The following is a 13,967-nucleotide window of genomic DNA, read 5'->3' as shown; positions in this document are numbered from 1 at the left end:
GGCACGGGAGGAAGCCATGCAAGACGATTACATCATCGACATGCGTCACATCACGAAGCGCTTCCCGGGCATCGTGGCAAACGACGATGTCACGCTGCGCGTCAAGAAGGGCGAGGTATTTGCCCTTCTCGGCGAGAACGGCGCGGGCAAGTCGACGCTCATGAGCGTGCTCTTTGGCATGTACCAGCCCGACGCAGGAAAGATTGTCCTCCGCGGCCAGGAGGTGAAGTTCGATTCGTCCGATGACGCCGTGGCCGCGGGCATTGGCATGGTGCACCAGCACTTCAAGCTGGTCGACAACTTCACCGTCGCCGAGAACATCGTGATGGGCGTCGAGCCCAAGAAGCGTCTGGCGGGCTTTCTGCCCTGCGTGGACATCAAGGAGGCAAACAGGCGCGTCAAGGAGATCTCGGAGCAGTACGGGCTTGCGGTGAACCCCACCGACATGGTGGGCGACCTTGCCGTCTCCCAGCGCCAGCGCGTCGAGATCCTCAAGATGCTCTACCGCAACGCCGAGATTCTCATCTTCGACGAGCCGACCGCCGTCCTCACGCCAAAGGAGATCGAGTTCCTTCTCGACATCATCCGCGGCCTGCGCGACCAGGGCAAGACCATCATCCTCATCACCCACAAGATCGAGGAGATCAAGAAGGTCGCCGACCGCTGTGCCATCCTCTGCCGCGGCAAGCTGGTGGACGTCCTCGACGTTGCTGGCACCTCCGTGCAGCACATGGCCAACCTCATGGTCGGCCGCGAGGTTAAGCTCGAGACCACCAAGGGCGAGCCGCACTTTGGCAAGGAGGTCCTCAAGGTCGACCACCTCACGGTGAGAAACGCCGACAAGTTCGAGGTGGTGCAGAACGTCTCGCTCACCATCCATGAGGGCGAGATCTTCGCCGTCGCAGGCGTTGCCGGTAACGGCCAGGGCGAGCTTGCCAACACCATCGCTGGCATGCAGGACGCCTACAAGGGCACCATCACGCTAGAGGGCAAGGACATCACGGGCGAGACCGTCCGCAACCGTGTAGAGGACGGCATCGCCTACATTCCCGAGGACCGCCAGGGCATGGGCGTGTTCATGAACCTGCCGCTAGACGAGAACCTCGCTCTGCGCCGCTACTACAAGGAGCCCTTCTCCAAGCGCGGCGTGATCGACCACGGCAAGATCGGCGAGTTCGCCGACGACCTTATCGAGCGCTACGACATTCGCTCCGGCCAGGGCGGGCGCACCGTCACACGCTCGATGAGCGGTGGAAACCAGCAGAAGGCCATCGTCGCGCGCGAGATCGAGCAGCACGCGCGGCTCCTCATCTTCGTGCAGCCCACCCGCGGCATGGACATGGGCGCAATCGAGCACATCCACGAGCAGATCATCGCCGAGCGCGACCGCGGGGCCGCCGTCCTGCTTATCTCGCTCGAGCTCGACGAGGTCATGCAGCTGGCCGATACCATCGGTGTGATCTACAACGGCAAGCTTCTCAAGACGGCCCCGGCGAGCACCATGACCTCGCAGGAAGTGGGCAGGTACATGATGGGGGTGGCGGACAATGACTGACGCCGAGAAGAAAAGAGGAGGGTCGGACTGGTTCCAGCGGCTGCTGGACGGCCGCTGGTCGCACATCGCGGTCCCCGTGTTCTGCGTGCTGCTGTCCCTTCTCGTCTCAGGCATACTCCTTGTGGTGCTTGGCAAGGACCCGTTCGTGGGGTTCTACAGCTTCCTCCAGGGCTCGGGCCTGGCACCCAAGGGCAGCTACGGCGGCGGCGCGGGCATCCAGTCGGACTTCTTCACCTTCCTGGGCTACCTTGCCCCCATGCTGCTGGCATCGCTGGGCTTTGTGGTGGGCTTCCGTGCCGGCCTCTTCAACATCGGCATCTCCGGCCAGATGGTGGCCTCCGCGTTCACGGCTACGGTGCTCATCGGCTACAGCGACCTGCCCGCCGTTCTCGCCAAGCCGCTGGTTGTTGTGGTTGGCGTCGTGGTGGGCGCGCTCCTCGGCGCGTTCGTGGGCTTCCTCAAGTACCGCTTCAACGTGCACGAGGTCGTCTCCACGATCATGATCAACTACATCCTGAACTACGTCGTGGGCTTCCTCATCAACCTCAACTACGTGAACGGTCTCACGCGTTCCTCGCTGCCCTGCTCGACCGACGCCGCCCTCATGATCTACAACGTGCAGATCGGCGGGGTCAACTGCACCATCCCGCTGGGCGTGTTCCTTGCGGTGGCGCTTGCGTTCTTCCTCGATTGGCTCTTCAAGCGCACGGTGGTGGGCTTCGAGCTCAAGGCCGTGGGTCAGAACCCCAAGGCCGCGAAGTACGCCGGCATCAACGTGGGCAAGCGGCTCATCCAGGCCATGGCGCTCTCCGGCGCGCTCGCTGGCCTCGCCGGCGTTGCCTACTACTGCGGCTACTACACGACCATCGTGCCCAAGACGCTTCCGCAGATGGGCTACGACTGCATCGCCGTCGCGCTTCTCGGCAATGGTAACCCCATCGGAAGCGTCTTCGCGTCGATCCTGGTTTCCGTGTTCCAGAACGGCAGCAACTTCATGAGCTCCACGCTGGGCGTCCAGAAGGAGATCGCGTCGCTCATCGTTGGCATCATGCTGCTCTTCTCCGCGTGCGGCGGGTACTTCAAGTACCTTGCCCACCGCAGGCTGCAGCGCGAGGAGGACGCCAAGCTCGAGGCCAAGGCCAAGACTGAGGCTGCTGCGGAAGCCACGACGGGAGAGGGGGAGAAGTAGCATGGATACCGTGTTCATTGACGGGCTTGCCTTTGCGGCACCGCTCTTCATCATGGCCATCGGTGGCATCTACTCCGAGAAGAGCGGCGTCACCAACCTTGCCGTCGAGGGCTTCCAGGGCTTTGGCGCCTTCGTCGGGTCTCTCGTCGCCGTCATTCTCATGCAGCAGATGGGCAGCGACAACCAGATGGTCATCGTGATCGCCATGCTGGCGTCCATGATCGGCGGCGCCGTCTACTCCCTGCTGCACGCGTTTCTCTGCGTGAGGTTCCGTGCAAATCAGGTAATCAGCGGCGTGGTGGTGAACATCCTGGCGGCGGCGCTCACCACCTTCTTCACGAGTGTTGCCAACCAGGCACTTGCCGGGGCGGCCTCGAACAAGTTCGTCCTTGGCGTATCAGACCAGGTGACCGTGCCCGTCCTGAGCCAGATTCCCGTGCTGGGCTGGTTCTTCACCGACATGTACCCCTACGAGTGGTTCATTGCGGTGGTTGCCATTGCTGCCTGGTACCTCATGTACAAGACAAGCTTTGGCATGCGCCTGCGCGCGTGCGGCGAGAACCCCCAGGCCGTGGATGCCACCGGCGGTGACGTCAACAAGACGCGATTCATTGCCGTCGTGATTTCTGGCGCGCTCTGCGGCATTGGCGGCATCTGCTACGCGTACTCGATTTCGGCGAACTTCTCGCCCAGCATCTACATGGGCTTTGGCTACCTCGCCATCGCCGCGATGATCTTTGGCAACTGGAACATCCCGTCGACCGCGTTGGTGTGCCTCGTCTTTGGCCTGGCGCGCTCCGGCGGCTACCAGCTGTGCCTCTCTATGGGGCTCTCGAGCAATTACTCGGACCTCTTCCTCATGCTGCCGTATGTGCTCACGATGATTCTGCTGGTGTTCTTCTCGGGCAAGAACCACCCGCCCAAAGCTGCCGGCGTCCCCTACGACGCAGGCGAGCGCTAGCAGCTGCCGCGAAACGCGTGTGACCTTGAGCCCTTCGGTGTCGCTTGGCGCCGGAGGGCGATTTATTGCAGCTACGACTGCAGAAACCCCCGCTGTGGCGCCGTTTTGGCGCCACAGGGCCCACTTTGGCAGCAACTCCGTACGAAACCTCTGCTGCGGCACCACCCCGCCGCCACAGGCTGAAAAGACCCCTACAGTCCCATCGCCTGCAGCACGAACATCACAATCGTGAGGATGATGACCACCACGATGGTGAACCACGTGAGGCCCGTCCACACGCGACCGTTTGCGTACTGACCCATGACGTGCTTGTCGCTTGCAATCAGAACCATGCACACCATAAGCACCGGCAGCAGCACACCATTGATGACCTGCGCCAACATCATGACGCCAAAGAGGTCTACGTTGGGGATGAGCACAATCGCAGCGGAGAGGATCGTGATGCCGGTGATGATGACGCGGTATGCCGGCGCCTCGTTCCAGCTGCGGTCCACGCCGTGCTCCCAGCCAAATGCCTCGCAAACGGCGCTTGCCGTGATGCCGGGCAATACGCATGCCGCCAGGAACGATGCCCCAGCAAGGCCGGCGGCAAAGAGCGCAGAGGCATACTGCCCCGCAAGCGGCACAAGCGCCTGCGCGGCGTCTGCTGCGCTGTTCACGGTCACACCCGCCGGATAGAGCACGGTGCCGGTCGTGAGGACAATGAACCAGGTGGTGATCTCGGCAGCCACCACGCCCGAGACGTTGTCGGCGCGCTGGCCGGGGATGTCGGAGCCCTTGAGGTTCTTCTCAACTACGTTTGAGCTCACCATGAAGAGCATGTACGGCGAGATGGTGGTACCAATATTGGCCACCAGCAGCGACACGTAGCCAGGGTCGGTCGAGAACTGCGGAATCACGGTGTCCTTGAGTGCAAGCCCCCAGTCTGGGTTGGAGATGATGCCGCTCACGATGTAGGTGAGAAACACACAGGAGAGCGCAAGAAGGATCTTCTCGACGCGGTGGTATGAGCCACTCTGCGTGAGAAGCCACGTAGCGATGCCTGCGATGGGCACGCTCACCTGCAATGGAATGCCAAAGAGCTCCATGCCCGAGGCAATGCCCGCGAACTCTGAGAGCGTCACCGTGAAGTTGGAGATGATAAGCGCGAGCATGGCGATCGCCGAGACACGCACGCCAAACTGCTCGCGGATGAGCGCCGCAAAGCCCTTGCCTGTGGCGCACCCCATGCGCGCGGCGGTCTCCTGCGCCACGATGAGCAGGACGCACATGAGCGGCACGGTCCAGAGCATGCCGTAGCCGTACGTTGCGCCCGTCGAGGAGTACGTGGCAATGCCGCCGGCGTCGTTGCCGGCCATGGCGGTAAGAAGCCCCGGTCCCATGGCGGCGAGAATTGCGAGGCGCCCGGCCTTTCTTGTTGACTTCTTCGCGCTGTCCTTTGCCTCTGCCATGGGCTACCCCAGGACGATTCCGGTCGTGCCGGTCACGGCGATGGCGATGGCAAACACCACGGCGGCGACGATCATTGAGATAATGGCGAGCGCAAAGCCCGAGGTCTCCTGGTTCTTCTCGTCACGCTTGCGGAGAATAACCAGGTAGATGGGCGTAAGAGCGAACGAGACCAGCACTGATACGGCCGCAGCGGTGAAGCCCAGGCGAAGCGCGTGCGCCAGCGCGGCGTCGGAGGCGCCGGGCAGCGCCAGGCTCACAAACGCGAGCACCAGCAGCGTGCAGATAAAGGCAAAGACCAGGCCGGTGCCAATGCTGCGAAGCGTGAAACCTAGCGTGGAGGGTGAGTCCTCGTCGTCTGGGTCGTTCTCGAGGAAGAAGTTGGTGACGTAGCTCACGGAGTCGTCGGCAACCACAAGGGCGAGCGGCATGGCCGCGCAGGCGAGAAGTGCCGCCGTGAAGGTGCCGGTATCAGACTTGAAAGCAAGCGAGATAACCGCCGTGGCAATGATCCAGAAGAAGAACCAGGCGTTGCGGCGCAGCAGCCACACCAGGTCGTGGGCGTGCTCGGTGCCGTCTGCGTCGGAGCTGGCGCCGCCGGCAATCTGCAGGTCCTCGGCGTGCTCCTCCTCCAAGACGTCCAAGGCGTCGTCTACGGTGACAATGCCCAGCAGTTTGCCCTCGTCCGAGACGACGGGCATGGCCAGCAGGTTGTACTTTGCGATGTCCTGCGCCACGTCCTCCTGGTCATCCTCGGGACTGGCGGTCTTAAGTTCCTTGGTGGCAATGTCATCGAGGCGGGTGTCGGGGTCGGACACAATGAGTCGTCCTAGCGTGACCACGCCGGAGAGCTTCTCGTCCTCGTCGGTGAGATAGACGTAGCGCACGCTCTCGAAGTCCTCGTCCAGCCCGCGCAGGCGCTCGACGGCGTCGGCCACGGTCTTGTCCTCCGGAAGCGAGACCACCTCGGAGGTCATGATGCGGCCCGCCGTGTCCTCGCGGTAACCCAGCAGCTGGCGAATGGCTTTCTGCTCGTTGACGCCCATGAGCTTGAGGAGCTTCTCGGCCTTGTCGTAATCAAGCTCCGAGACAAGCTCGGCTGCGTCGTCAGGGTCCATTTCGGAGAGGATTCGCGACGCGTCTGCCTCATCCATGCTGCCCATGATTTGCGCGGCCATGGCGTCGTCATCCAGCTCGGCCATGGCGCCCGCGCGCTGCTCGTCGTCAAGCTGGGCAAAGACCTGCCCGCGCAGGCGCGGGTCCAGGCGCTCTATGATGTCGGCGATGTCGGCGGGGTGCATGTCGTCGAGAGTCTTGTGCGAGACCGAGAGCTTGACGTCGGAGAGGTCGCGCTCCACGAGGTCCATGTAGCTCCAGGCGATGATCTTCTCGGGAAGCTGCTTGCCAAAGGTGTGTGCGATGCGCAGCGCCAGGCGCTCGATGCCGGGGGAGAGCGAGCGCAGGATGCCGCGGATGCCCACCTCGGCGCCCAGAAGACGCAGCTGAGAAGAGTTGGTGTCCGAAAGCTTGAGGTCGTTTACGCGAACCACGCGCATGCCACGAGTATCAACAATTTGCTTGTTGAGGATGTCGCGTGCGAGAAGGACCTCGTTTGGCTGCAAGTAGGAGAAGCGGATGTCGGTGGCGACGACCTTGAGATGGACCTCGTGCTCGTCGTAGGTGTCGACATACTTGCGCCAGCTGATCATGAACGGCGTGTGGCCGGGGCCCATGAATGCGAGACTGGTCACGCGGGGGAAGACTTCGCCGGTGGCGATGCCCAGGTCAGAAACGGTGCCTATCTTCTCGCCGTTGAGGTCGAGAACCGGGTTTCCCAGGAGTTGGGAGAGGTAGATCATGCGTGCTCCTTCTCTGCCGGCGTGCACCCGGGTAAGGCTACGCACACGGCATATCTGGTGGAACGGCACCCCATGCGGCGGGCTGCCAATAGCACGCCGGAGGGGTCATCGACTGTGAGGTCGGGGTTTCATGGAAGCCTTTCTCTTTGACCTTTGATGACCGCGCGTGGCACGCTTGGCCATGCGCACAGGCCATTGTACACGAGGGCTTGTGGCGCTGGGCTGCTGGTCCCATCGCGTTTGGGTAACGATTCGTTAATCTCCACGTTAGGGGCGCGGGGTTGGCGGATCTGGCGGCAGTGACCCTTCTCGGCAGACCGACGGAGATTATCGCTATTTCTTAAAAATATTTCTGCCAACTGGGGAAACGCGGCTGACTTTTAAGAAAAAGCGATATCCTCCGCTAGGTCCCAGGGACGGGGGCGCTGGTCCCGGGGACGGGGGCGCCGAAAAGGGCAGTGCGTGCGCTCGCGACGTCGCAGCAAAATGCCGACGGGGCAACGTTGCCCCGTCGGCATCGAATCGTACTTCTCGCCGAGACGAACCTAGAACTTGACCTGCGGTGCCTGGCGCACCGCCTCGGACTGAACCTCGAAGCCCTGGCGCTCCTTGAACTTGGTGCCAGCCACAACGTTGCCGGGGAAGGTCTCGATGGCGTTGTTGTACTCGAGCACGCAGTCGTTGAAGCTCATGCGCGCATAGCTGATCTTGTTCTCGGTGTCAGAGAGCTCGGACTGCAGCTGCTGGAAGTTGGTGTTGGCCTTGAGCTCGGGATACGCCTCGGAGACGGCAAAGAGCGACTTCAGCGTGTCGGAAAGCACGTTGGACGCGGCCATCTTCTCTTCGGGCGTCTTTGCGGACATCACGGCGGCTCGCGCCTGCGTAACGGCAGTGAGCGTGCCGGACTCGTGCGCGGCATAGCCCTTGACGGTCTCGACCAGGTTGGGGATGAGGTCGTTTCTGCGCTGCAGCTGCGCGTCGATGGTCTGCCAGGCGTTGTCGCAGCGGTTGTCCTTGCGAACAATGCCGTTGTAGATGCTTACAAACCAGACGAGAAGAACAACGACGATAACGATGACGACAATGATTGCGGCCATGGAGGGCTCCCTTCAAGCGGGCGGGCAGTAGCGGGCCTTTCTGGGGCGCGAACGACGTGCAATGCCTCATGATGGGACGTGTGAGGCGGAGGGGGAGGGATTCGAACCCTCGAGACGCAAGGCGCCCGGCGGTTTTCAAGACCGCTGCAATCAACCACTCTGCCACCCCTCCGTGGGTGCGTGGATATATCCTAGCGCATACGCCGGAAAAGTCGATTCGAGACCACGCGAGAGGGGCGAGCATGAGCCGAGACGAGCAGGACAACAGCGAAGAAACCGCTGCAGAAGACCTCCGGTTCATGCATCTTGCGCTGGAGGAGGCAGCCGCTGCCGCAGAAGAGGGCGAGGTGCCAATAGGTGCGGTGGTGGTGTGTGGCGGCGAGGTCGTCTCTCGTGCGCACAACCGTCGTGAGGGGGATGCCGATCCGGCCGCGCATGCAGAGTTTCTCGCCATGGAGGAGGCGGCCCGCGCGCTTGGCCGCTGGCGGCTCTCCGGGTGCACAGTCTATGTGACGCTTGAGCCCTGCCTCATGTGTGCGGGTCTCATGGTGAACGCGCGCGTGGATCGCTGCGTGTATGGCGCGCCGGACCCCAAGGGCGGTGCGCTGGGCACGCTCTTCGACGTGAGCCATGACGAGAGACTCAACCATGCGTTTGAGGTGACGTCGGGCGTGCTTGCGGACGAGGCCGCCGAGCAGCTGCGCACGTTCTTCCGCGCGCGCCGCAAGAGCAAGGGCTAGGGACGCAACGTCCGCCGATCACGCGGGCGGTGCGCCGGACAGTATAAGACGGTATAAAATCGTGTAAGACGGTATAAGTTCGTGCAAGACGGTGTGAAACGCAGGAGGAGTGGCCGATGAACCCATTCAAGCCCACTGCTGGCAAGATGCCGCCCATCCTCATTGGGAGGGAGTCCGTCATACGAGACTTCGAGGATGCCTTGGACAACGGTGCTGGGGCTCCCGGCAGGCTTATGCTCATCTCTGGCCAGCGTGGGTTTGGAAAGACGGTCATGCTTACCGAACTGGGGCGCGTTGCCAAAAAGCACGATTGGGTTGTGGTTTCCGATACCGCATCGCATGGTCTGTGCGAGCGGTTGGTGGCGGCTCTCTCCTCTGGTGGTCTGAGGTTTGGGGGCGCGACAATCAGCCCTGCCGTGGGAGTGGGCGGAATGGTCTCCGCAAGTTTGGGGAGCGTCAGCATCTCGCCAAGTAACGCTGCACTCACGCTGAGAGAGGCCATCGAGGCCAAGCTCAAGCGTATGCCAGCTGGCAAGGGCGTTCTCTTCACCATCGATGAGGCGCAGGCTGCCTCCGAGGAAGATCTTGTCGCCGTGGCCACGGCCATCCAGCACGTCCTGAGGGACGAGGATATGCGTGACGTCTCGGATGCAAAGAAGCACGGAGTGGCGTTTGTCTTTGCTGCCTTGCCGTCGATGGTCGACGAAGTGCTCAACAACAAGGTTCTCACTTTCTTGCGCCGCAGCCAGCAGCAGATTCTGGCCGAGGTCCCTCTCAGTGATGTTCGCGCGGCATATGTGGACGTGGTCAGGGAGTCCGGCAAGGAAATCAGCCAGGAAGACGCCCTGACTGCGGCGCAGGCTGCAGCGGGCTACCCTTATATGGTACAGCTCGTTGGCTACTACATGTGGCAGTCCGCGGACCGGAGGGGGTCACGGCTCATTGAGTGTGCCGACGTTGATCGCGGTATCAGCGATGCCGTGGTGGCATTTGGCGAGGCGGTCTGCGCACCAATCATGGACGGGCTCACACCTGCGCAAAGAGAATTCGTAAAGGCCGTTGCCGTCGACGATCCCGGTTCCACAGCGGTGGCAGACATCGCTCGGAGGTGCAACAGGAGCTCGAGCTGGGTGAGCAAGTACCGTGCGAGCCTCATAAAAGAGCACGTCATTGAGGCGGACGGCAAGGGATACGTGCGCCTATCGACCCCACACATGGCGGAGTACCTGCGCGGGTCATCGTGGTAGGCGGCTCTCGAGGTTTTCTCTACACCACCTGGAACACAAAGAAGTCCAGGTAGTGGGTCTCGGGAACGCCCCAGAGAATGGGGTGGTCGGGCGCCTGCTGGCGCTCCTCGATCTGACGCAGCTGGACGTTGGCGTTGTGTGCGGCCTCGGCAATGGCGCGGGCGTGAAGGTCGCGCGTCATAAAGTGGCTGCAGCTGCAGGTGGCAAGGTAGCCGCCGCGCGGCAAAAGCCGCATGGCCCACTCGTTGATCTCGCGATAGCCGTGAGCGGCATGGTCGACGGTTCCACGGCTCTTGGTGAACGCCGGGGGATCCAAGACGATGAGGTCGAAGGGCCCGCCCTCCTCGCGCAGACGCTTCTTGTCTGAGACAAGTGCTGGTAGGTACTCCAGCACGTTTGCGCAGGTGAAGTCCATTGTTGCGTCAAGGCCGTTGAGATGCGCGTTCTCACGCGCAAGGTCGATGGCCGTCTGGCTTACGTCGACCTCGCGCACGAACGCGGCGCCGCCCGCCGCGGCGTTGAGGCCAAACGGCCCCACGTGGCAGAAGCAGTCAAGCACACGGCGGCCGTGGGCAAGTTCGCGCACGGCGCGACGGTTGTACTTCTGATCGAGGAAGAACCCGGTCTTTTGGCTGTTCTCGAGGTCAAGGTCGTAGGCAATGCCGTTCTCGCACGCAACGACGCGGGCGCTTTCCGGAGCAGGGCGGCAATCCTCGACCCACCAGCCCTTCTCTTGCGCAAGGCCCTCCTTGAGACGGGAAGGCGCATCGTTTCTCTCGTAGATGCCACGGATGTCCTGACCGTCTGCGCGCAGCACGTCGAGCAGCAGCGGGTAGAGCGTGGGGCGCAGACGCTGCATGCCAACGGTTCCCACCTGCGAGACAAGTACATCCTCGTAGCGGTCAACGACTAGCCCTGGAAACCCGTCCGCCTCCGAGAAGAGCACGCGGCAGCAGTTGGTGTCCGGCTCACAGCCCGGCAGCGCTCGTGACCCCATGGTGGCCTTGCGATAGTCCCATGCCCACTGGAGCTTGCGGGCCCAAAAGGCCTCGTTTATGCGGTCGTTGGCATTGCGACTCACAACGCGAACGCGAATCTTGCTCTGCTCGGAGAGAAGGCCCACGCCCTGCCACGTGCCGTTCTCCTCGACCACGTCCACCACGTCGCCGTTCTGCGCGTCTCGTCCATCTGCCGGTGACGGCTCCACGCGCAGGACCTCGCCCTCGAAGACCCAGGGATGCCCGGCAGCAAGGGCGCGGGCGGCTTTTCTCGTGACGATGACCTGCGGATATGGACGCTTCTGCTTCATGGTGATCCCTTTGGTGGACGGTGGCCAAACGCGCGTGTTATCGGCGGCCCTAGAAGTGCCGACCGTATCGGCCGCCGCCAAAGCCGCGTCCGCGAGCCTTGGAGCCCGAGAACATCGTGCGCGTGGGCTTGACGGTCGAGCGCCCGGGCTGCGGGATGATGCGTCCCTCGTCGTAGGCAAAATCGGGCAGATCCCATACAGGGACGAGCTTCTTGGTGAAGTACTCGATCTCGCGCAGGGGGCTCACCTCGTCAGGCGCCATGAACGTGTACGCGTGACCCGTGGCGCCGGCGCGGCCGGTGCGCCCAATGCGGTGCACGTAGTCCTCGGGATCCATGGGCACGTCGAAGTTGACCACCGCATCGATGCCCTCGACGTCAATGCCGCGGCTCATCACGTCCGTGGCAACAAGCACCTGGACCTTTCCATCGCGGAACCGCTCGAGTGCCTTCTCGCGCGCCTTCTGCGGGCGGTCGGCGTGCATAACGTCCACCTTGAGGCCGGCGTTCTTGAGGAGCTTCGAGACATCGTCCACGCGGTGTTTGGTGCGGCAGAATACCAGCACGCGCTCTGGCTGCACGCCGGTGCCGCCACCGGTCTTGATGAGTGCCTCCAGAAGCTGGGTCTTCTGGCCCTGGGTGACGGGGCAGAGGTGCTCCTCAACCGTGTCGGCCGTCTGTCCAACGCGTGCAATCTCCACGTAGGCGGGGTCTCTCAGCAGCGCATCGATGGTGCTCTTAATGCTTGGCGGAATGGTTGCCGAGAAGAGCAGGGTCTGGTGCTTCTCGGGCAGCGCGTGCATGATGCGGCGCACGCTTGGCCAGAACCCCATGTCGAGCATGCGGTCCGCCTCGTCCAGCACCAGGACCTGCACCTTGGAGAGGCTCACGTGGTTGTGCTCCATGAGGTCGAGCAGGCGACCGGGCGTTGCAACCAGAAGGTCGCAGCCCTTCTCGAGCTGCGTGATCTGCTTGTCGAACTTGGCGCCGCCCATCACGATGACGGCGCGCTGGCCCGTCTCCTTGCACACCACGCTCACCACGTTGTCAATCTGCGTGGCAAGCTCGCGCGTGGGCGTCACCACCAGGGCGAGGGGCTCCTTGCTAGGTGCCTTCTGGCCCTGGATGAGCTGCAGCGCAGGTAGGGCGAACGCGGCGGTCTTGCCGGTTCCCGTCTGCGCGGAGGCAACCACGTCGCGCCCCTCAAGGACAACGGGGATGGCCTGCGCCTGGACGGGGGTGGGGGTTTCAAAGCCAAGGGCTTCCACCCCGGCGAGGATCTGCTCGTTTAGCCCGAGCTCGGCAAATGATGTATTCATGCTGCACAGTATGGGGCATGTACGTGCGCTTTTCCACCTTCACGACAATATCGCCGCATGAAAACGGGGACAGTCAACGCGGTCTTTACTATACTGTGAGAGCGTGCGTGCCATATGGGGTGCGCGTGGCGAGAAGGACCTTGCATGAGCTGGAACAGGGCAAACATGGCTCTACTCACGGCGCGAATGTGTCGAATGCGCTAACTGCGTCGCGGCAACCGCCGCCGGCGCCCATTCGTCTTGCCCGTTCGCGCTATTCAAGGAGACATGCATGCCTATCAACATCCCAGACGGCCTGCCCGCCAAGAAGATCCTGCATCAAGAGCGCATCTTCGCCCTCGAGGAAGAGGTTGCCGAGCGCCAGGAGATCCGCCCGCTGAGGGTGGCCATCCTCAACCTCATGCCCACCAAGATCGAGACCGAGACCCAGATTCTGCGCCTCATATCTAAGTCGCCGCTGCAGGTGAGCTGCGACTTCATGCGCGTCTCGACGCACGAGGCCACGCACGTCTCGCAGGACCACCTCGTGAAGTTCTACGATACGTTCGACTCGTTTGTCGACAAGAACTACGACGGCCTCATCATCACTGGCGCTCCCGTGGAGCAGATGGACTTCGAGGACGTTGACTATTGGGACGAGCTCTGCAGAATTATCGACTGGTCGCAGGAGCACGTGCTCTCCACCATGTACCTGTGCTGGGGCGCCATGGCCGGGCTTTGGCACCTGTACCGCATTCCCAAGAAGCAGCTGGGCTCCAAGCTCTTTGGCGTCTTTCCTCAGCGCCTGTGCGACGAGTACAACTTCCTCACGAACGGCTTCGACGAGGTGCACTACATGCCGCACTCGCGCCACGCCGCCATCGATACCAACGAGCTTGCGCGCCACCCCGAGCTGCACGTGCTTTCGGAGGGCTTTACCAGCGGTCCAGCCATTATTGCCACCCCAGACTTCCACGAGATCTACGTGACCGGCCACTTTGAGTACGGCCGCGACACGCTTTCCGACGAGTTCTGGCGTGACTTCCACAAGGGGCTGCCCATTCGTCTGCCCGAGAACTACTTCCCGGACGACAACCCCGAGAGCCAGCCCATCTTCACGTGGCGCGCTCACGCGAATCTCCTCTATCGCAACTGGCTCAACTGGGTCTACCAGATGACCCCCTATGACCTGGACCTCATACCCCAAACCATCCGGCAGCTCCACGCGGGCGCCAACGGCATGGTCGACAAGTTCTGACGTCGG

At 62.5% G+C, this 13,967-nt stretch carries 11 protein-coding genes and 1 tRNA gene; 6 read left to right on the top strand and 6 right to left on the bottom strand.

Going from position 1 to position 13,967, the window contains the following annotated elements:
* The first annotated feature begins 16 nt into the window (after positions 1 to 16).
* From BMX94_RS07665 to BMX94_RS07655, 3 genes are read left to right on the top strand one after another with little or no spacing between them, the layout of a single operon-like run.
* Positions 17 to 1,555: an ABC transporter ATP-binding protein gene (locus BMX94_RS07665; protein WP_091005312.1), complete on the top strand. Its 1,539-nt coding sequence runs from the start codon at positions 17 to 19 to the stop codon at positions 1,553 to 1,555.
* A complete protein-coding gene (locus BMX94_RS07660; protein ID WP_091005310.1) occupies positions 1,548 to 2,744 on the top strand; it encodes an ABC transporter permease in 1,197 nt (398 codons plus the stop codon). The genes BMX94_RS07665 and BMX94_RS07660 overlap by 8 nt, the downstream gene beginning before the upstream one ends.
* A 1-nt stretch (position 2,745) precedes the next feature.
* Positions 2,746 to 3,705 (top strand): ABC transporter permease, encoded by a 960-nt coding sequence (locus BMX94_RS07655; protein WP_091005309.1) that lies wholly within the window; start codon positions 2,746 to 2,748, stop codon positions 3,703 to 3,705.
* Between the two features lie 191 nt (positions 3,706 to 3,896).
* On the opposite strand, the gene BMX94_RS07650 is transcribed toward BMX94_RS07655, so the two are convergent.
* The 4 genes from BMX94_RS07650 to BMX94_RS07635 all read right to left on the bottom strand — a co-directional run bounded on the left by BMX94_RS07650 (position 3,897) and on the right by BMX94_RS07635 (position 8,282).
* The gene (locus tag BMX94_RS07650) at positions 3,897 to 5,156 is read right to left on the bottom strand and encodes an Nramp family divalent metal transporter (protein ID WP_091005308.1); all 1,260 of its coding nucleotides are present in this window, start codon (positions 5,154 to 5,156) and stop codon (positions 3,897 to 3,899) included.
* 3 nt (positions 5,157 to 5,159) lie between these two features.
* A complete protein-coding gene (locus tag BMX94_RS07645) occupies positions 5,160 to 7,013 on the bottom strand; it encodes a magnesium transporter (RefSeq protein ID WP_091005307.1) in 1,854 nt (617 codons plus the stop codon).
* 545 nt (positions 7,014 to 7,558) lie between these two features.
* Complete coding sequence (locus tag BMX94_RS07640; RefSeq protein ID WP_091005306.1) at positions 7,559 to 8,110, bottom strand: LemA family protein; 552 nt, start codon at positions 8,108 to 8,110, stop codon at positions 7,559 to 7,561.
* 86 nt (positions 8,111 to 8,196) lie between these two features.
* Positions 8,197 to 8,282: transfer RNA gene (locus BMX94_RS07635), tRNA-Ser, on the bottom strand.
* A 70-nt stretch (positions 8,283 to 8,352) separates the two neighbouring features.
* Here BMX94_RS07635 and tadA point away from each other — a divergent pair.
* Entirely contained in the window at positions 8,353 to 8,850 is a 498-nt protein-coding gene (gene tadA, locus BMX94_RS07630; RefSeq protein WP_091005305.1) for a tRNA adenosine(34) deaminase TadA, read from the top strand.
* A gap of 116 nt (positions 8,851 to 8,966) precedes the next feature.
* Positions 8,967 to 10,097: an ATP-binding protein gene (locus tag BMX94_RS07625; RefSeq protein WP_091005304.1), complete on the top strand. Its 1,131-nt coding sequence runs from the start codon at positions 8,967 to 8,969 to the stop codon at positions 10,095 to 10,097.
* 19 nt (positions 10,098 to 10,116) lie between these two features.
* On the opposite strand, the gene BMX94_RS07620 is transcribed toward BMX94_RS07625, so the two are convergent.
* Positions 10,117 to 11,406, bottom strand: a complete 1,290-nt coding sequence (locus tag BMX94_RS07620) for a class I SAM-dependent rRNA methyltransferase (protein ID WP_091005303.1) — start codon at positions 11,404 to 11,406, stop codon at positions 10,117 to 10,119.
* Positions 11,407 to 11,455: 49 nt separating this feature from the next.
* Positions 11,456 to 12,724: a DEAD/DEAH box helicase gene (locus BMX94_RS07615; protein WP_091005302.1), complete on the bottom strand. Its 1,269-nt coding sequence runs from the start codon at positions 12,722 to 12,724 to the stop codon at positions 11,456 to 11,458.
* A gap of 271 nt (positions 12,725 to 12,995) precedes the next feature.
* Between BMX94_RS07615 and BMX94_RS07610 the strand changes: the two genes are divergently transcribed.
* On the top strand, positions 12,996 to 13,961 hold the full coding sequence (locus BMX94_RS07610; RefSeq protein WP_091005301.1) for a homoserine O-succinyltransferase: 966 nt from the start codon (positions 12,996 to 12,998) through the stop codon (positions 13,959 to 13,961).
* Positions 13,962 to 13,967 lie beyond the last annotated feature (6 nt).

Origin of the sequence: Olsenella sp. KH3B4 (genome assembly GCA_900111695.1) — a bacterium.
Lineage (GTDB): Bacteria > Actinomycetota > Coriobacteriia > Coriobacteriales > Atopobiaceae > Tractidigestivibacter.
This window is presented reverse-complemented; position numbering and strand designations above follow the sequence as displayed.

Bases quoted from the DNA above. Each gene is read 5' to 3' on its own strand.
- BMX94_RS07660 (WP_091005310.1), top strand. From the start codon at position 1,548: ATGACTGACGCCGAGAAGAAAAGAGGAGGGTCGGACTGGTTCCAGCGG.
- BMX94_RS07620 (WP_091005303.1), bottom strand. From the start codon at position 11,406: ATGAAGCAGAAGCGTCCATATCCGCAGGTCATCGTCACGAGAAAAGCC.
- BMX94_RS07645 (WP_091005307.1), bottom strand. From the start codon at position 7,013: ATGATCTACCTCTCCCAACTCCTGGGAAACCCGGTTCTCGACCTCAAC.
- BMX94_RS07640 (WP_091005306.1), bottom strand. From the start codon at position 8,110: ATGGCCGCAATCATTGTCGTCATCGTTATCGTCGTTGTTCTTCTCGTC.
- BMX94_RS07655 (WP_091005309.1), top strand. From the start codon at position 2,746: ATGGATACCGTGTTCATTGACGGGCTTGCCTTTGCGGCACCGCTCTTC.
- BMX94_RS07665 (WP_091005312.1), top strand. From the start codon at position 17: ATGCAAGACGATTACATCATCGACATGCGTCACATCACGAAGCGCTTC.
- BMX94_RS07625 (WP_091005304.1), top strand. From the start codon at position 8,967: ATGAACCCATTCAAGCCCACTGCTGGCAAGATGCCGCCCATCCTCATT.
- BMX94_RS07610 (WP_091005301.1), top strand. From the start codon at position 12,996: ATGCCTATCAACATCCCAGACGGCCTGCCCGCCAAGAAGATCCTGCAT.
- BMX94_RS07650 (WP_091005308.1), bottom strand. From the start codon at position 5,156: ATGGCAGAGGCAAAGGACAGCGCGAAGAAGTCAACAAGAAAGGCCGGG.
- tadA (WP_091005305.1), top strand. From the start codon at position 8,353: ATGAGCCGAGACGAGCAGGACAACAGCGAAGAAACCGCTGCAGAAGAC.
- BMX94_RS07615 (WP_091005302.1), bottom strand. From the start codon at position 12,724: ATGAATACATCATTTGCCGAGCTCGGGCTAAACGAGCAGATCCTCGCC.